The 18,650-nt window shown below is 64.1% G+C and carries 8 protein-coding genes; 7 read left to right on the top strand and 1 reads right to left on the bottom strand.

The genetic code is table 11. The features are described 5' to 3' along the window. Positions 1–12 precede the first annotated feature (12 nt). The 5 genes from BST38_RS29900 to BST38_RS21890 all read left to right on the top strand — a co-directional run bounded on the left by BST38_RS29900 (position 13) and on the right by BST38_RS21890 (position 3,280). Positions 13–273: a T3SS (YopN, CesT) and YbjN peptide-binding chaperone 1 gene (locus BST38_RS29900; RefSeq protein WP_420872525.1), complete on the top strand. Its 261-nt coding sequence runs from the start codon at positions 13–15 to the stop codon at positions 271–273. A 37-nt stretch (positions 274–310) separates the two neighbouring features. Beyond that, positions 311–1,470, top strand: a protein-coding gene (locus tag BST38_RS21905; RefSeq protein WP_110781853.1) for an IS3 family transposase whose coding sequence is annotated in 2 segments (ribosomal slippage) — positions 311–602 and positions 602–1,470 — 1,161 coding nt in all. Because the reading frame shifts where the segments join, the coding sequence is not laid out codon by codon here. Between the two features lie 40 nt (positions 1,471–1,510). After that, complete coding sequence (locus BST38_RS21900) at positions 1,511–1,798, top strand: T3SS (YopN, CesT) and YbjN peptide-binding chaperone 1 (protein ID WP_420872565.1); 288 nt, start codon at positions 1,511–1,513, stop codon at positions 1,796–1,798. Further along, positions 1,773–2,705 (top strand): S1C family serine protease, encoded by a 933-nt coding sequence (locus BST38_RS21895; protein WP_237160876.1) that lies wholly within the window; start codon positions 1,773–1,775, stop codon positions 2,703–2,705. Before BST38_RS21900 ends, BST38_RS21895 begins: the two co-directional genes overlap by 26 nt. Positions 2,706–2,809: 104 nt before the next feature. Next, positions 2,810–3,280, top strand: coding sequence for a hypothetical protein (locus BST38_RS21890; RefSeq protein ID WP_083145591.1), 471 nt, complete (start codon positions 2,810–2,812; stop codon positions 3,278–3,280). A 293-nt stretch (positions 3,281–3,573) separates the two neighbouring features. Here BST38_RS21890 and BST38_RS21885 read toward each other — a convergent pair whose 3' ends face one another. Continuing rightward, positions 3,574–6,660 carry a DEAD/DEAH box helicase gene (locus BST38_RS21885; protein WP_083145590.1) on the bottom strand — a complete coding sequence of 1,029 codons (3,087 nt, stop codon included), beginning with the start codon at positions 6,658–6,660 and terminating at the stop codon, positions 3,574–3,576. A 337-nt stretch (positions 6,661–6,997) separates the two neighbouring features. On the opposite strand from BST38_RS21885, the gene BST38_RS21880 reads away from it, so the two are divergent. Both BST38_RS21880 and BST38_RS21875 read left to right on the top strand, forming a co-directional pair. Continuing rightward, the gene (locus BST38_RS21880; RefSeq protein WP_083145589.1) at positions 6,998–12,208 is read left to right on the top strand and encodes a RecQ family ATP-dependent DNA helicase; all 5,211 of its coding nucleotides are present in this window, start codon (positions 6,998–7,000) and stop codon (positions 12,206–12,208) included. Next, positions 12,201–18,638: an SNF2-related protein gene (locus tag BST38_RS21875; protein ID WP_083145588.1), complete on the top strand. Its 6,438-nt coding sequence runs from the start codon at positions 12,201–12,203 to the stop codon at positions 18,636–18,638. Before BST38_RS21880 ends, BST38_RS21875 begins: the two co-directional genes overlap by 8 nt. Positions 18,639–18,650 lie beyond the last annotated feature (12 nt).

Here is an 18,650-nt window from a genome sequence, read left to right as displayed (position 1 = left end):
GGAGATGGTGAGTTGTCCAGATTCGCACCACGAATACAGTCGACACCACTACTGGGCCGGATATTCGGGTCGGGCGGCGAAGGCCGCGCAGGCGAACTCGACAAGTGGCTTGAGGACACACTCAAGAGAGAGTTCAAGGTTGACGCGATCGAGCGTGACGAGGACGGCGACATCCCCATCCCGAATGGAAGCGCAGTCGTGTACGTACACACTGCGGATGACGATCCACCGCGCATAGAGATCGGGACTGCCCCCAGTTTGGTTGACTCCTGACCTGTGAGGATTCGTCCTTGCTGGAAGGATCAATTCCGTGCCGAAAGCATTTCCCGCCGAGTTCCGCGCTGACGTGATCGCTGTAGCCCGCAAGGGCGAAGCGCCGCTCCGTCAGATCGCGAAGGACTTCGGCATCTCCGAGGCCTGCCTGCATCGCTGGCTCAAGATCGCCGACCGCGAAGACGGTATCGACCGAACAGGAGTAACCGCGACCGCGGGTGACGTGTCTGCCGAGCTGCGTGAAGCGCGCAAACGGATCAAGCTCCTCGAGCAAGAAGCCGAGATCATGCGCCGTGCCGTCGGCTACTTGTCCCGGGACGTCAACCCAAAATGATGTACCCGCTGGTCCTTGATCTTGCCGCAGACGGTGTCCCCGTCACGGTGACCTGCCGGGTTCTTGGATTCTCCACCCAAGCGTTCTACAAGTGGCGCAAAGCCCCAGTGACACAACGCGACTGGGACGATGCACATCTCATCAACGCCGCCCTCGCCATCCACGCCGACGACCCCGCCTTCGGCTACCGCTTCATCGCCGATGAACTCCCCGCACGCGGGATCATCGCCGGCGAGAATCGAGTGGCTCGACTATGTTCGCAAGAACGCATCTGGTCGGTCTTCGCCAAGAAACGCGGACTGAACAGGAAGGCCGGACCCCCGGTGCACGACGACCTCGTTGGCCGCCAATTCTCTGCCCGGACCGCCAACGAGATCTGGTTAACCGACATCACCGAGCACCGCACCGATGAAGGCAAGCTCTACCTCTGCGCCATCAAGGACGTGTACTCCAACAGAATCGTCGGCTACTCGATTGATTCGCGGATGAAGGCGTCCCTGGCCGTAGCCGCCCTGCGGCACGCCGTCAGCGTCCGCTCGCCCGTCGCGACGATCGTGCACTCCGACCGTGGCAGCCAATTTCGGTCACGGAAATTCGTACACATACTGTCGCACAACGGTTTACGAGGCTCCATGGGCCGCGTCGGGGCATGTGGAGATAACGCCGCCATGGAGTCTTTCTTCGCGCTATTGCAACGTAACGTTCTCGACCGGCAACGGTGGTCCACCCGAGCCGAACTGCGACTGGCAATTGTCACCTGGATCGAGCGCACCTACCACCGACGCCGCCGCCAACGCGCCCTCGGCAAGCTCACCCCGATAGAGTTCGAACTGCTCCACACCCCAGCCGCAACCGCGGCCTGAAATTCACACCCCACGAGTCAACTGAACTCGGGGCAGTCCCATCTTCTCGCCACTGCTAGAGGACTTCACGATGCGACCCGAGGTGTTCGCCGCAGTAAATACCATCAATCGCAATACGCCGTTCGCCAAGGCATACGTCGATCCGGACAACGCTCAGATCGTGCTGACCGCGGAGTTGTACATCTTCGATGGACTCTCTTCCGAGCAGTTGTTGGCCACCATCGAGCTTGTGGCCGACCGGGCGGACCACTACGACAGTCTTCTTCAGAAGCGATTCGGTGGCAAAACTATGCTCGACGATGATGAAGGCGACGAGTTCGATGTCTAACACGTCGCGGAGATTGCTTCGGCAGTTCAGCGACGAGATCATCGAACTGGCTGAGCGGGTAGTGCTTTCGACCGCCATCGTCAAGGGACAGACCCAGGACTTCGAGGAAGGCGGCGGGTCGGCGTTCCTCTACGACGCCGAACACCTTGTCACGAACCATCACGTGGTGCAAGACCTGGTCGAGCCCATCCACGTTCAGCTTCCCACCGCACACCAGACTGAGGCGCGGGTTGTCGGGCGCGACCCGCTGACCGATCTGGCGGTCCTTCGCGTAGACCCGCAATCTGCTGAGCCACTGATGATTTCACCCCTGAGGGCACGGCTTGGCGAACTCTGCTTCGCATTCGGCAGCCCACTCGGTGAGTTCCCAGAGAGCATCAGCATCGATATCGTAAGCGGTTTGAAGCGAAGCCTCCCCACCGGCGACAAGCAGGCGATCTTCGATGTCATCCAGACGGATGCGGCGATCAACCCGGGGAACTCCGGCGGCCCATTGGTGAATGTCGATGGCCAAGTTATAGGCGTGAATACGGCGGCCATACCCGAGGCGGACGGCATCGGCTTTGCGGTCCCTGCCGACACCGTCGCCGAGGTCGTCCATGAACTTATCACCTACGGGGCGGTTGAACGTGCGTCGCTCGGAGTGAGCGTCGCTCGCCGGGTCGTTGATCGCGCGCCCGGTGGCCATGCACTCGTGGTGACCTCTGTTCGCAGCAATTCGGCAGGCCCCTTCGAACCCGGTGACGTCATAGTCGCTGTCGGCGATCGGGACATCCGCTCCCAGAACGACCTCCTGCGCGCATTGCGGCGCGATGTCGCCAACCGAAAAGTCACGGTCGTCGTGCTGCGCGATGATCACGAGGTGTCGATCGAATGCCGGCCCCGCAGCGTGCGAACTTTGGGCTGACCGAAGACAAGGATCATCGGTCTCATAGAAGGCAGGATCCCGTGCCGGCACGTTCGAACGTTCCATCCCACTTCGAATAAGTCGGAGGTGTGTAACAGTTGGTCATGGTCCCCACTGGCGAATGCCCTATTGATTCGATTCGCGCAGAGATCCAACAGATCCTGATCGACCACCCTCGCACCCGCTATGCCAAGGTGCTGCTTGGCATGCTGCGCGGACTCACCGACGCCGAAATGGCGCAGGAGGCTTCCCAGGCAGGGGAACCGATCAGTGCCGACAGCGTTGCCAATGTTCGCAGGTTGGTGCGATTGTCGCTCGCGGACGAGCTTGTACCGGCTCCCTCTGATGCCGAGGGTCAGGCTGGACTTTATCGCGAACTGCTGAACTACCGGCGCTCACCTGAACTGACCCAACACATCAAAACCAAGTTGGCTAAGTTGGGGGATCTGGACCCCAAGATTCTGCTGACCCCTCTCGGCCATGTCCACCTCGGCGCGAACGATCCCTCGAAGCCAGAGAAGCCGGAAAAGGTCTGTCCTTACTGCTATTTGGTGCATGTAGGCGAGTGCCCATGAGCACCAGACTCAGCATGACCCCAGCGCACCTTTGTGTCTCCACCGCGGCGCGGGCCGTCCGACAACAAGCGTCGGGGGCCACTCGATACCTGATTAACTCGAAAAGCGCGCCGCGCCCCTGCAATCCCAAGTACGACATCGCAACGTCAGACCTCGTGGCTGCCCAACGGGGGCGCACTCCGTCCCGCCACGATCCGCAAAGCCAGTCATCAGCGTTTTGAATCGGAACAGCGATTGAGTAGCGCAGCCACATCAACCCAGATCCCTGCTTCCCTCCCCTGATCTCTCTTCCGCTACGCCACCGCGGCCCGCGCCCCCAGATACACCTCCGCCGGCATCGGATGCCGCAACCGCCACGTGGCCGCCATCGGCCGGTCCCCCTCATGCGAGACGTAGTCCGCCGGTCCCAGGAAGATGTACGGCGCCGCACCGAGCGCGTTGGTCTTTGCCTCTCGCACAAACAGCAGGATGTGCGAGCCGCGCTCGCGGTGGTGGATGTACCGCTGCCCTGTCGGCGATGCCGCCGACGTGGTCGACTGCGACTCCCAGTGGAACAGGTCCGGGCTCAGCGCGAAGTCGCGGTACATCGTCGTGGGCGAGTAGTCGGTGTCGGTCTTCTTCAGTGTGATGAGGAATGCGTCCGCATTGACCGCTGGGCACCAGGCCACCCCCTCCCGCATGGTGGAAGGCGTCCGCTTCTGCGCCACCCAACCGAGCCCGGCGAGGATTTCTTCGCGGGAGTAGGTGGCGTGCAAAGCCAACGGCACGTCGGCCAATTCCGGGATCAGGTCGCCCAGCGCGTGGGTGCTGCGGTGTGCAGCGTCGAAGGCAATGTCGACAACCTGACGCATCTCCGCCGCGACCTCTTCCCCGCGGAGGACGTCGAGTCCCGCTGCGGCACTGTCGAATCCCCCACCTTTCGGGAAGAGCGAGTAGAACAGCATGTCCGCCAGCCGCTGCTCCGTCATGGCACCGCCGGCCAGCAGAGCGCGATATGCCTGCGCCCGACGGTGGTCATCCACATGCGCGAGGGCCTTGACTCGCTTCACCAGTTCGGACTCCCGCGGATCGGGCTGCGGCCCCAACTTCCCGGCGTCTCGGCACAGCGTGGTCCATGACCGGTCGGTGCGCAGAATGTCCTCCAGAGCGCGCCCGGACTCTTGCAGATACGAGGAGAGCTGGTCGTCGGGATGCGCCCGAATTTCGGAGACTAACGTCGCCTTCTTCGGGGCGACCTGCTGTCGGACGTTCTCCAACACGATCCGCTCGGCGACCTCGTCCAGCACAATCTGGCTACCGGACGGCAGGAACGGAAAACCCTGCTCGATCTCCTTTTCCAGCCGTTTACGCCCGAGCCCGGTCAATGCACGGAACCGCTGGTCGAACCGGAACTCTTTCCGCTGATGCCCCACGAAGTCCAGCGCCGTCAGCACCGACTTGCCCGGCGCGAGCCGCAATCCCCGCCCCAGCTGTTGAAGGAAGACGGTCGCGCTCTCGGTGGGCCGAAGAAACAGCACGGTGTCCACCAACGGGATATCTAGACCTTCGTTGAACAGGTCGACAGTAAAGAGCACGTTGATATCGCGGTTGCTCAACGCCGCCAGTGCTTCTCGACGCTCCGCGCTGTCATCGAGACCCACAACCGCACGCGCCGGGATGCCGGCGGCGACGAACTTGTCCGCCATGTATCGGGCGTGCTCGACGCTGACACAGAATCCGAGGGCGCGCATGGCGCCGACATCGGCGATCTTGTCTCGGAGCTGATCCAGCACAATCCGGGTGCGTGCGTCGCTCGCGGTATAAACCTCGCTCAGTCCGGCGAGGTCATACCCACCGCGGCGCCACTGCAGTCGTTCCAGATCGGTGCCGTCGTACACCCCGAAGTAGTGGAACGGACAAAGAAGGTTCTGTTCCAAGGCATCCCACAGCCTCAGCTCCGCGGCGACGCGCCCGGCAAAGAACGCGCGGACGTCGATGCCGTCGCCGCGTTCGGGTGTCGCGGTCAGCCCCAAAAGTTCCACGGGCTCAATATGGTCGAGCAGCCGGCGGTAGGACGCCGCCTGGGCATGGTGGAACTCGTCGATGACCACGACATCGAAGTGATCAAGACTAATTGTGGAAAGACGGTCGGCCGTGAGTGATTGGATGCTGGCGAAGACGTGGCGCCATTTCGTGGGCTGCTCCCCGCCGACGAGCAGTTCACCAAAGGTGGGGTCGGTGAGGACTTCCTGATACATCCGCCGGGACTGCGTCAGGATTTCTTTACGGTGTGCCACGAACAGCAACGTGAGGTCCCGCCTGTGCACTTCACGGGCCAGCTGGCGGTAATCCAAGGCGGCGATCACCGTCTTGCCGGTGCCGGTTGCCGCGACAATCAGGTTGCGGTGACGATCATGGAGCGTTCGTTCGGCGTCGAGCTGTTCCAACAGTTCTGCTTGGTACGGCTTCGGGGTGACTTCCAAGCCCGACAGCGTGATCGCCAACGGGTCCCGTTCCTTCTTCCCCGAGGCGATCTCCAGCGCGTTGCGCAACCTCGCGCCATCCTCGTCCGGCCGGTAAGTCTCGAATTCTCGGTTTTCCCAGTAGGAGTCAAAGGTGGTGCGGAACTTCTCCAACAGGTGCGGTGTCGCGACGGCTGACAGTCGCACGTTCCACTCCAAGCCGTCCACCAGCGCAGCATGCGACAGGTTGGAAGAGCCGACGTAGGCGGTGTGAAAGCCGGTATTGCGCCGCAACAGCCACGCCTTGGCGTGCAGACGTGTCATGTTGGTGTCGTAGGTGATGCGCACTTCGGCGCCGAACTCATTCACCAGGGCATCGAGCGCCCGGGCATCGGTGGCACCGAGATAGGTCGTGGTGATGACACGCAGGGGCACCCCGCGTTCGTGCAGGTCGGTGAGCTCCCGTTCAAGCAGCCGCAGGCCATGCCATTTCACGAATGCACACAGCAGGTCCACGTGGTCGGCACTCCCCAATTCCGCGCGCAGCTCGGCGGCGAGGGTCGGTTCGTTTCGGGCGTTGGTCATCAATGCGGCATCCGACAGCGGCGTGGCCGGCCGCGGCGGCTGCACCCAGCCCAACGCATCAACCGTCACGGCGTCCAGGCGGCGAATCTTCGTCGGCTCGTCCTGATACGGCGCATCCTCTAAGACGTCGGGGTCACCGAGAGCCGCCAGGATCTTCCGGACGAGGTGCGCGCGCTCTTCAGCGCCCCGCGCGGCTCGCAGCTGCCGCTCGATCAGCGGGCTCAGGTGGCGGGCGAGGACGAGCGCCTGCTCAGCGTCGTCGACCGTGCTCAGCTCGGTGTGCAACCCCGATGTGTCTGCAAGCGCTGAGTGCAGCCGCGAGGTGAGCACTGATTCGTACAGTCCGGTCTCCACGCGGGAAGGCTAACGCGGTCCGGCGACAACACCGCGCACGCCGCTCTGAGCGTCTCGGAGCCGTATCGGCTCGCAGTCCAGCAGACGAACCCTTACTCGCATGTTTGCTGAATGCTGGCCGGGCCGCCTCCCAGGCGCTAAGCTTCCCGATCTGCCCTGATCAACCCTGGCGCAGGACTCCGAGGTCAGCTTGTCGCAGATGCTGAGTATCGTCTGCCCATTCGCGCTATATTGACGCGACCGGAGTTGTTCAGGGGGGTAGCTCGGTGATCGGTGCAGCGAAAACAGCGTGGTCTGGTGACGTGCGCCATCGACCCCGCGCCGCGTCGGTCCGTTGATGAGCACACCCAACCGCGCCCTACCGCCGGCCGCCGAGACGGCACATCGCCTCCTCGCTGAGCACGGACCGCTGGCAGCGCCGGACCTCAGGGAGAAACTCCGCCAGGAGGGGTTCGCTCAGCCGCTGGAGCGGCTCCAGCAGTGGCCCGATCGGTTCCCCCACCGCTTCGCCGTCACGGACGACGGGCTGCTCTGTGTCGCGATCGCCTACAAGAACGAGACCGAAACCCGCAACATCCCCGAGCCCGAGCACTGGTACTCCCCGCAGACCGCACGGGTTCCGCTGGACCGGGTGGCGGTGTTGGATATCGAGACCACCGGTCTCAACCGAGCCGCGGACTTCGTCACCGAGATCGCTCTGGTCCGGCTGGACGGCACCACCCTGATGGATGTCGAGGTGGCGGTGCCCGACGGCGACGCCGACGCCGACGCGGTGACGTTGTCCCACGCGCTGGACCGCCTGTCCACCCGGTTGCAGAACGTCGACCTGCTGATCGGGCACAACCTGCTCGCCTTCGATCTGCCGTTCCTCACGCAGGCCGCGAAGCGCCACGGGCTCGCTGTCCCCCAGTTCCCGCCGAGCGCCGACAGTCTGCACCTCTCGCTTCTTGTCGATGTGGCGATGCCCAACCGCCAGCTCGCCGACCTCACGCTGCGCTACGGCGTCACCAACGACGAAGCCCATCGGGCCCACTCGGACGCGACGGCAACCGCCGCTGTCATCCGCGCGCTGCTGTCCGACATCGACATGTCGGAACCCAGCTGGCCACTCGCGGTCGCCATCCTCGAATCCCGCCGCAACCCCCTCGCGTTGCTACTGCCATCGCTGTCGGGCCCGCCCGACTTGTCCACTCTGCGCAGGGAACCCGACCCCCTCCTCCAGCCGAAAGGTCCCACCGCCTCCGATGCGTGGTCGGGTACCCGCGACACCTTTCCCGTGCTCCGCGAGCGCCGCAATCTCCGTGAACGACCCGCGCAGCAGGAAATGGCGCACGCGGTGGCCGAGGTGTTCGACCGCGGGGGCAACCTGGCGGTCGAGGCCCCCACCGGCACCGGTAAGTCACTGGCCTACATGCTGCCGGCCCTGGCCCGTGCATCACGGCCCCGCCAACCCGTGATCATTGCGACTGCAACAAAAGCGCTGCAAGGTCAGCTGCGCACTGAGGCCGCCCGCCTGCAGCAGGAGGGGCTCCTCGGCGCCCCGTTCCGGCAGCTGCAAGGCGTCGCCAACTACGTATGCGCCCGGGAACTCGAAGATGCCGTGTCCGACCGTGAGACCGCCGGTCTCGCCCTGGCTGTCGCCTTCCGCGCCATAGCCGAATCCCCCACGGGCACCTGGGATGACGTCACCGACGATGTCCTCAAACGCGCCGACGCGCGGTACGCCCGCACCCGCGCGCGCCTGCGCACCAACGCGGCGGGCTGCGACCGTGCCGGCTGCACCTGGGCCAAGATCTGCCCAGTGGTGCAGCAAAGTGAGGGCCTCGCCACCACACCCGGCGTGGTGTCGGTGAACCACGCCCTCATGGCAGCCTGGGTCACCGCCGCACAGGCGCCCGGCGACATCCTCGCCGATCGCCGAGCCGACGTCGTGTTCGACGAGGCGCATGCCCTGGAAGATTCGCTGACCTCCGCGTGGACCGGTCGAGTCGACGCCATCGACCTCGAGATCGTCGTCAATTCCCTGCACCCGCGGGCCCGGATGATGCGCGATATCCGGGACCGGTCGGGCGGCAATCCCGAGGTGAAGCAGGCCAATGACGACATCGCGAACGGCTGCAACGCGATTCGGGCGGCCGGCACCGAATTCACTCAGGCCATAACCACATATCTCCATGAGTACGGCGGCCGGGCGCACGCGGCGGTGCTGCAGTCCGGAATCGTCAACGCTCGACCGGAATTCCGGGTGCTGCGTCAGTCGGCGTCAGCACTGCGCTACGCCCTGATCCAACTGGCGAAAGCGGTTTCCGCGCTCAACCGGTCGCTCAGCGACGTCAAGGGTGTCGGGTCCGCGAGACGCCGCCTCAACGGGCATGCCGAGCGGATCGACAACGCCATCGCGATCCTGGAAACCCTGGGGCCGCTGCCCGACAGCCACCTCTGGGTGTACCGGCTCGCCGCCGAGGAGGACGATCCGGACGCCTGGGCGTTTGAGCGCCTACCGATCCACGTGTTCCCCGAGTTCCAGCAGTACGTGGTCGACAGGATGCACTCCACGGTGTTGTGCTCGGCAACGCTCACCGTGGAAAAGCGCTTCGACTACCTGAGCTCACGACTCGGAATCACGATCGACGCCGCACCTGAGGATGGCGCCTTCCGCGGACTTCAGCTGCGGTCCCCGTTCGACTACGCAAAACAGTCGAAGGTGGTGCTCACCAACCACTTACCGATCCCGATCCCGGTCAACGAGCGCGAGTTCTGTGAAGAGATGGCCGCCGATCAGGCCGGGTTCCTGTCCCTGTCCGGCGGGAAGACGCTGACGCTGTTCGCCGCGCGGACCCGTATGGAGATCGTCGCCGACGGGGTCCGCGCCAAAGCGGCCGAACTCGCCGAACGCGGCGTCGAACTGCTCGTCCAGGGTGAACACGGCCGGTCGCAGATATCGCATCGGTTCAATGCCGAACCCGGCACCGTGCTCTACGGCCTCAAGTCGTACTGGGAGGGTTTCGACGCCCCCGGCGAAACCTTGTCCTATCTGTTCATCGAGAAGCCACCGTATCCGCACCCCGACGATCCGTTGGTCTCTGCACGCCAACGCGCCATCGCCGAGCGCGGCGGTGACCCGTTCCTCGAGTACGTCCTGCCGATGACCGCAATGCAGTTCACCCAGGGGTTCGGCCGGCTCATCCGCTCCGAGAGCGATATCGGCGCCGCGCTGATCTGCGACCGCCGGCTGCATTCACCGACTCAGGCGCAGCGGGTACTGCTGGGGTCCCTGCCCGGTCCGGCGATCCACGAGGCCGTCGACCGTGACGACGCATGGACGACGGCCATCGAATTCGTCACCGGCACAGCCCCCGATCTCACCACGGCGATCTCCTTCGGCCGAGACGACGTCAGCCAGCTGCTGGAGAATCTGCGCCTCATCGAGGGCGAGGATCCGACTGCGAAACTCATCGAAGCCGCCGAGAAACTGTTCGGCATCACCAACCTTCACCCCAAACAGCTCGAAGTGATGCGCGCGATCATCGAAGGTCGTGACGTGATGGCCGTGCTACCCACCGGGTTCGGAAAGTCACTGTGCTTCCAGCTGCCCGCGCTGCTCGCTCCTCAGGCCCGGGCCACCGTTGTCGTCTCGCCGCTTATCGCACTCATCAAAGATCAGGTCAACGATCTGCGTGGCCGTCGCGGCATCCGACCGGTCCAAGGCATCACCGGCAACACATCCCGAGTGGTACAGACAGAAATCCTGCGCGACACTGCCAATGGCCAGGTCCGGCTGCTGTACGTCTCCCCAGAGCGACTGGCCCGAGACCCGGTGCTGCGCGGCGCATTGGGGCGTCAACAGCTCAACCGCGTCGTGGTCGACGAGGCACACTGCGTCTCGGTGTGGGGACACGACTTCCGTCCCGAATTCCGCCAGGTACCCGCATCGGTGGCGACTTTCGACACCCGCCCACCCCGCGCAGGATTCACCGCGACGGCCACACCCGAAGTGGAGACCGACATCATCGGGGCGATGGACATGCTCGACCCGACCGTCGTGCGGGAGCCCAGCGACCGCCCCAACCTGCGTTTCCGCGTCCACCGATGCGCCGACGAACGCGACCGGGTCCGCGAGCTCCTCCGCTTCGTGACCTGGTCCGAAGACAAACCCGGCATCGTGTACGTAACCAAACGTGCACTCGCCGAGGAGATCGCGGCCATGTTGCGACGCGCAGGTCATGCCGCGCGGGCCTACCACGCCGGCATGGTCCCTGAACAGCGCGATGCGGTCCAAGAAGACTTCGACTCCGACACCACCCGGATCATCGTGGCCACCAAGGCTTTCGGCATGGGCATCAACAAACCCAATATCGCGTGGGTGGTCCACTACGACCTCCCGGACTCCCTGGACGGATACGCCCAGGAAGCCGGCCGTGCTGCCCGTGCCCCCGACGTCACCGGCGATTGCGTTCTCTTCTACACCCGGGGCGATATCGCCCGACGTCGCCGCCTGATCAACGCACACGAGTCGAAGACCGACGCACAGCTCACCCAACAACTCCTGACGTTGCTGTGGACGTGCCCCGAGCGCGGTGACAGCCGAGTCTTCGACGTCGACGAACTGGCCGACAAACTCGGTATCGACGACGACGAGGTCAATGTGCACCTGGCCCAACTCGAACGGGTCGGAGCGCTGAAACTCGGCCTGGACTGCTCCGCCCGCGGCACCGTCGACGTCGGCTTCCGCGAACCCACCGACGAGGACGAACGACGCCTGTTCCGAGAGTTGTTCTACAAGGCGAACCGCGCCCGCCCCAACGTCCGCGTCCAGATCGACTTCCACCAGCTCCGCGATGAACGTGGTTACGACCCAGATCAGCTGGAGCAAAAGCTGATCGACTGGTCCCTGGACCGGTTCGTCACCTTCTCTAGTTCTCGCCGGCTGCGCCGGGTCCGTCTGCTGTCCCGCGCCGCACCGCGAGATTCGCTGGAACGCGAGTCCACCCGGTGGAAGCACTGGCAGCAACGCCGCCTGCAGGCGATAATCGAGTACGCCGAACAAGCCGCGTCATGCCGTCGGATCGCCATCGGGCAGCATTTCGGTGACACCGTCGCCGACTGCGACAGCCGGGACATCGTCGCGTGCGACCGGTGCAACGACGAGCCACCACCGTGGGCAGCGCTGCCCGACCACATGGTCCCCGACCCGGAACTGCTCGTGAATGCCGAGTTGACCGTCTTGCAGGCTGTGGGGTGGGCATCGGCCTTCAAGAAGGGTGCTTACGGCGAGGCCAGCCTGCGTGCCGCAGTACTGGGTCTGGAATCGCTCGGCGAGGGCAGACCGCTCGGCGCGGGTGTCCTGAGTTGCCCCCAGTTCGGAGCTCTGCGCCACGTGCGCAACGGCGAGAAACGTTGGAATACAGCAGTCGAGAAGCTCCTCACCGATAGATTGATCGACCGGCGCACCGTGGAACGGGAGTCCACCCGCACGCCCTACCAAAGCCTCGCCCTCACGCCACGCGGCGCCCAAACACTCGGAATCACGGTGACACAGGATGCTTGAGAAGCGGATCACCCACCAGCTCCTCGAAACGGGCGAGCTCTCACTCACCGAACGGGAACGTGAGGCACTCACGCTGCCCGCGCACAGCACCACCCTCGCCCTCGAACTGGACGGCGAGACCTTCCACGCCCAATGGAGCGGCAAGAGCAGGCATCTGACAGGGGACGTCCTCGCCGAACGCCTGCAGGACTACGGCCAAGACGGTGGCCTGCTGCGTCTACGTCTGGTCGGCGGCGTCTATCGGCTGCAACTGTTGCCACCCGGCTCACCGATGCTCACCATCCACACGCCGCCAACGGTCACTCCGATTCAGAACAAGACGGTGGCGGCGAAGGTTGCACGACGCCGGACAGTTGATCGCCAGTTCCACGCCGACAAGGAGTACGACTGGTCAGCCGGCGGCGGCAGAGCGATCGGCTTCCTCAGGGACGCACGGGTCCTGCTCAGCGAACAACTCAAGGCCGCAGGCTTCGACGATCTCGAGTTGGTCGAGCTGCGGCTGCAAGGTGAAGAACTTGCCACGCTCGATGATTTCGAGGAACTGCTGGCCGTCGACGTCGCCAACGTCGACCGTATGCCTCACCAGGAGGCCGTCGCCCGACATGCGTTGTCGCGTCTGCGCGGGCGCGCTGTCCTCGCCGACGAGGTCGGTCTCGGTAAGACCATCGAAGCCGGCCTGGCGGTCAAGGAACTCACCCTGCGGGGTCTGGCGAAACGGGTGCTCATCCTGTGCCCCGCTCCGCTGCGCGAGCAATGGCGCGAGGAGATGCACCAGAAGTTCGACCTGAACTTCGAGGTAGCCCTCCGCGGTCCCGATGTTCACAAGCAGGACAAGCTGATCATGAGCCTGCAGCTCGGACTTCGGTCAGCTTCGAAGCTGACCGCGGAACCCTGGGACATCGTCATCGTCGACGAGGCGCACCGCGCCGCCGGTGCCGGCGCCCGGAAAACCCGCGAGTTCATCACTTCTCTCACGACCGCGTGTCGGTATGCCCTGTTCCTCACCGCCACCCCGGTCCAGAACGATCTGCTCGAGCTCTATCGGCTGGTCGAGCTGCTGAGGCCCGGCACCTTCACGTCTGTCCAGGATTTCAAGCGGCAGTTCATGCGGGGATACGACCCACGCACCCCGAATGATCCTGCGGCACTGCGACGTTTAATCAGCAGCGCGATGATCCGTACAACCCGCGCCCAGGCGGGGGTTGACCGTGTCACCCGGCGTGCCGTTGACGTACCGGTGACGCTCGGGCCACGCGAGCGTGAGCTTTACGCGCTCTGTACGAACTTGCTGCGCAGTGTCATGACCAACCCCAGTGACACCATGCGCCGACGCAGCCTCGCACTCCGGCTCACTGCCAGCCCGTTCTCGATGGGGACCACCGCGCTGAGGATGGCCGAGAGGCATCCCGACTCCAGGGTGCGGGCGGTGCTCACCGAAGTCGGCCACCTCGCGATGGACATCAACGATTCCGCGCGTGAGAACACGGCCGTCGAGATCACCCACAAGTGGCTCAAGGAGCACGGCCGAGTCCTGATCTTCACCCAGCACACCGACACCGTGACCGGTCTCCTTCGCCGCATGGAGGTCGAGGGGATCACCGCGCGCTCGTTCCACGGGTCGATGTCTGCCGGTGAACGCGCGGCCACGATTGCCGCATTCCGGTCAGGCGAGGCGCCAGTGATGATCTCCACCGACGCGGGTGCCGAGGGCCAGAACCTGCAGTTCTGCAACTGCGTGCTCAACTTCGACCTGCCCTGGAATCCGATGCGGATCGAACAGCGGATCGGGCGCGTCGACCGCCTCACCCAGCCTAAGGACGAGGTGTTCATCGCGAATCTGTACGCGCAGGGCACCATCGACGAGAGCGTGTATCGCCTGCTCGCCGAGAAGCTACGAATGTTCGAGCTGTTATTCGGCCAGGTCACCACGATCCTCGGCGAACTCGACGATTCGAAGTCCGCCAGCTTCGAAACTCGAATCCTCGAAGCACTTTTCGCGGACAACGACAAGAAGATGCAGAACCTTCTGGGCCAACTCGGAACCGAGCTTGCACAGGCTCGCGAAAGCGCCTCCACACTCATTGCTGCCGACAGCGGCCTGAGCAACTGGATGGCCTCGGCGTTCGAGCATCGAAAGGGTCTGACCAAGGCGGGATCCAGCGATTTGGCGCCGGAGGTGAGTGAACGCGCGCGTATGCGGCAGCGTCGCGTTCAGACCTGGACCCGCAATGTCCTCAAGGCCCTTGGCGCGGAATTGCTGCACGACACCGGTGAGGGCGATGGGGCGTTCATCACCGCGCAGTTCGACGAAGAGTACAAACAGGAACTCGACGGCCGCACGCTGATGCACCTCGCGTTCGACCGCATCGGCATGGAGCACCATCCGGATGCCGAGCTGTGTGCCGTCGGCTCACCAGTGTTCGACGAGATCCTCGGGCTGCTTCGCATGCGTGGCGATATGCACGCAACCGTCCCGGTGGTTCCGGACGACATCGGTGACAGCCCGCTCAAACGCGCCGCCAACGTGACGTTGTTGCGTAGGCGTCTCGTCCCCTCGGGTTCATGGAGCGGGCAGGCAACGTTCCGTGCGGCGGTGGGCGAGAGCGAGACAACAGAGCATCTGTTGACGGCGGACATCAACGGTCATCACAAAGTGTGGCTCCCCCGCAGACCATTGCAGGACGGTGAAACCCTTCCTGCGGCATTCGGTACCCCGACCGAGGTGATCGCTGCGTTCGAGAAGGCGGCCACCAGTCAATTGGAGAAGTTGCGGCGCGACCTGTCGGAGAAGGTCGAAGCCGATCAGGCGGCTGAGCTCACGCGCATCCGTACTGGATACACCGCGCAGATCTACGAGGCCTCCTACGAGGACAGTGTCCGGCTGCAACGCGCGTTGGATTCGGAAGAGAAGCGCCTCAGCCGGGTTCCCGACGTGCGCGCTCGGGCCAAGATTCTCGCACTCACCCTCGATGAAGATGACTGGCTGGTGGAGGAAACCTGGACCGGCCCCAACGATGCCGAGACCACGTTGACCTACGAGTGGGAGGATCCGGAGCCACCGCTGGTCGAAAGCGATGCGTCCGGTGACCCGATCGAGGTGCTGGCGTTGTGCTCGGACTCGCATTGCGTCGACGAATCGGAGACGCAGTACTGCGAATCATGTAATCACGTGTTCTGCGGGGCCTGCGGTGAAGATGCCGTGTTCGCCGACTGCCCGGTCTGCGGACTGGCTAGCTGTGGTGTCTGCCGTGCTGCCGGCGGCGGACTGTGCCGCGGGTGCGCATCCCCGCAACGGGCCCCGAAGCTCGACAACGAAACCAGGATTGGTTGGCGGTTGAACGGCGGCATCAGCCTGGTCGTCGGCAATCGCGTGGCCACGTTGCAGCGATCCGACGGCGTCGTACAGAACCTCGTCCGCGATGACGACCTCAACAACCGGGATCGCAAGATCATGCGGTCGTATGCGGTTCACCACGGACTGCCCCTGGACTCGGGACTGACATTGCGGGATCTCACTGAGCGGCCGCTTCTCGCCGAGGACGAAGACCGAGCCAGACTGTCATCGGTCATGGCGGTAGGCGTCGAATTCGCGTCTCGCGGCGCGGCCGGTTCCGCGATCGACCGTCGCGCCGTCCAGCAGCTACCGCAGCTTCCTGACGTCGAGGTTGTGTCCGAAAGAGTGATGGGCATCGCTGCCCTGCTGAACAGGCTGCGATCCGAAGTGCCGCCCCCCGCACCTCCCAGCGTGCAGGTCACGCGTCGTGCGATCTTTACTGACTTCTATCTGGAGCCCACGGGCTTGGCGCGAGAAGTATCGACCGTCGCCGACGATGGTTCCATCCAACTGGAGGACAGCAGGTTCGAACGACTCAACTGGGCACGTCCGAGACTCGACACTGCAGAGGTCGCTCAGGCCGAGCTCGATGGCGTCGCGGTCGAGCTACACCGTAGAAACGAAGCGATCCTGGTATCTGTACACATCTCCGATCAGGCTCGAACCGAGTCGTGGGCCGCCTGTCCCTACGATCGGTCGCTCGAGTATCAGCTCGGCTGCTTCGAATACCTTGAGTCGATCAGTATGCCCGGAGGCAGGTTGGGCAAGACCGTGAACGACGTCCGAACGATCAGGGAAGCGTTCCCCTCCCCGACCGAATGCCATAGCGTTGAACGCGAGATCCAGCCGATCGCCGCGCTGACCGAACTCGACTCAGGCATCGACCTGGAAATTCCCGACGACGCCTCACTCGCGGCACTTGGGATCCAGGCCGATCACGATGCGGCACGCAATGTTTCTCAGCTTCCCGTGAGTTTGAGCCGCGGCCTGTTGGAGCAGGCACAGCGCCCCTTCACTGCCTTGCTGCGCAACGGTCTTGCCGTCACGGAACAGTGGCGCGGGCACGGGACCGCTACCTTCTTCTATCGCACTTTCGACGGCAAGCCACAAAGCCCGTTCGGTTCGCCGGAAACCGACTTCGGTGTCTGCCGCGATGGCCACTTCTACCCGGGCGGCACCGCAGCGCTGTGCGGCTCGTGTCATTCCTGGGCGTGCCCGTCCTGCGATGAGCTGGAGCAGCAAGCGCTGTCGGACTGCCCCGGGTGCTCCGCTGCGGTCTGTCGCCGTTGCCTCGCTACCGGGCATACCGTGTCTGCCACTGCCTGCGTGTTGTGCGGCGATCATTCGTGCGCAGACTGCGGCCGTGATCCCGAAGTTACCGCGTGCCAGATGTGTGACCGAACGGTGTGTGGCAACTGCCGGGTTGAGGACACCTGCCCTGCCTGTGCGCACCTCGACGCCCCTGCCGACGCCCAGCGCGCATCGCTTCCCGCATTGCTTGCCCTATCGGGCGTCGACATCGGCATCGGCTCCGACGCCGATGCCGATGTCGTCCTCATCAAGCGCGGTGACGGCTGCGAACAGGCCATTGTCCGCAATAACTCTGTCGATTCCTGGAAAGTATTCGGCAAGAGCACTATTAACGACGCTGACCGATTGGCCTTGGCAGCGAGCGGCATCTTGGACGCCCCGGTCGCGCCCAAAGTGCAAGACCTCGAACCCGAAGCTCCCCTCGACGTGATGCGCTTTGTTGTCAGTTCTGAGCGCACGTATCGTCCGGTTTGGTCGGTCGACGCGTTGCAGGCATCGGGTACTGGAACCCAGGAATTCGATAGCCCCGTTGGGAATCTGATCCGCATCATCTCTTCAGAGTTTCCGCCGCCGAGGCAAGAGCCGACTCCGACGCCGGCTACGCCGCCACGGTTAGCTCGCGAATTCGCGGCCATGCCAACGACGCCGCCTTCCAACCTCGAGATCTCGTGGAAACGCTTCGGCTACACCATCGGCGTCTCTACCCAAGGCCTATGCCGAACCATCGTCGAACACTCGGTAGCCCAGGAATCGACCGCAGAATGGGCATCAACAACGGCCATGCCGCAATGGATCCGCGAAGACTGGGAGCCGCTCCCCGCGGTCCGGGCGCTCGCAGTCAGCTACGGCACACCGATGGCCGAGGCCGCGATCGTCGAGTTGGCATCGCTGACTGCGCTTGGTCTCCGTATCGGAGAGCAGACCGCGTGGTACGCGATCAACAGTTCCGAGAATGCGCCCGCGGCAACGGCTTTGTCTCGGTGGCTGGGTTTAGGGGACGCCGACGCGGTCAGTGTGTTCACTGATCCGCATCAGGTACGACTGTCCACCGTGACTAATGAAGTGCAGTCCTCCGTGACCGTGGATCCGATCGGCGCACTGAACAGTGCGCCCAGAGGTGGTGCCGATGTGTCGGGGGCAGCGCGTATGGCGTGGAACCCGCCTATCGAGGTTAGGACACCGCAGCTCGAAAAGCTCCCCGATCGGGTCCGGATCAACCTGGCTCAGGCTTTCCAGCCAACGACCACTTGGAGCCAGCTGGAGATCGGCGCACACGTCAAGCAGCTCGTCACCGTCGAGGACGGTCGCGACTGGCTGTACGAACGCACCCTAGCGGCCGGACAGACGGAGGCCCGGCGAGTGAATGCCAGCACGGGGTACCTGTTCGATTCCGGCGCGATCGACCGAGAAGGCCACTTCGGCACAAACTTCGAGTCCTGCAGCTACTGCGGCGGAACGACCTGCGGCGTGTGTCTCGACAAAGCCGTTGCATGCGACGGCTGTGGGATCAATATCTGCAAGCGCTGCGTAACCGAACCGCACGCCAACCTGTGGCTATGCCCGGCGTGCATTGCGATACGCCCGCCGACGCGCAGGGAGGCTCGCGAGCACGGCCGCCTTCTGTCAACGCGACGGATGCTTATCGGCGCCGACGCGCAGCACACGGTGGTCGTCGAACGATCCAAGAACCACTGGACACGCAAGACAGCCGATGGTGATAGCCAGGTGATCGCCAGCCCATCTGTGAACAATTTCCTGGATGAACGGCTGACCGTCACAAACTGAAGGGTCTGCTGC

Origin of the sequence: Mycolicibacterium parafortuitum (genome assembly GCF_002086815.1) — a bacterium.
Taxonomy (GTDB): domain Bacteria; phylum Actinomycetota; class Actinomycetes; order Mycobacteriales; family Mycobacteriaceae; genus Mycobacterium; species Mycobacterium parafortuitum.
The sequence above is the reverse complement of the archived record's forward strand: the minus strand, read 5'-3'. Positions and strand labels throughout refer to the sequence as shown.

What these genes read in the sequence shown, in the direction of transcription:
- BST38_RS21895 (WP_237160876.1), top strand. Translation starts at nt 1,773, where the DNA reads ATGAAGGCGACGAGTTCGATGTCTAACACGTCGCGGAGATTGCTTCGG.
- BST38_RS21880 (WP_083145589.1), top strand. Translation starts at nt 6,998, where the DNA reads ATGAGCACACCCAACCGCGCCCTACCGCCGGCCGCCGAGACGGCACAT.
- BST38_RS21890 (WP_083145591.1), top strand. Translation starts at nt 2,810, where the DNA reads ATGGTCCCCACTGGCGAATGCCCTATTGATTCGATTCGCGCAGAGATC.
- BST38_RS21875 (WP_083145588.1), top strand. Translation starts at nt 12,201, where the DNA reads ATGCTTGAGAAGCGGATCACCCACCAGCTCCTCGAAACGGGCGAGCTC.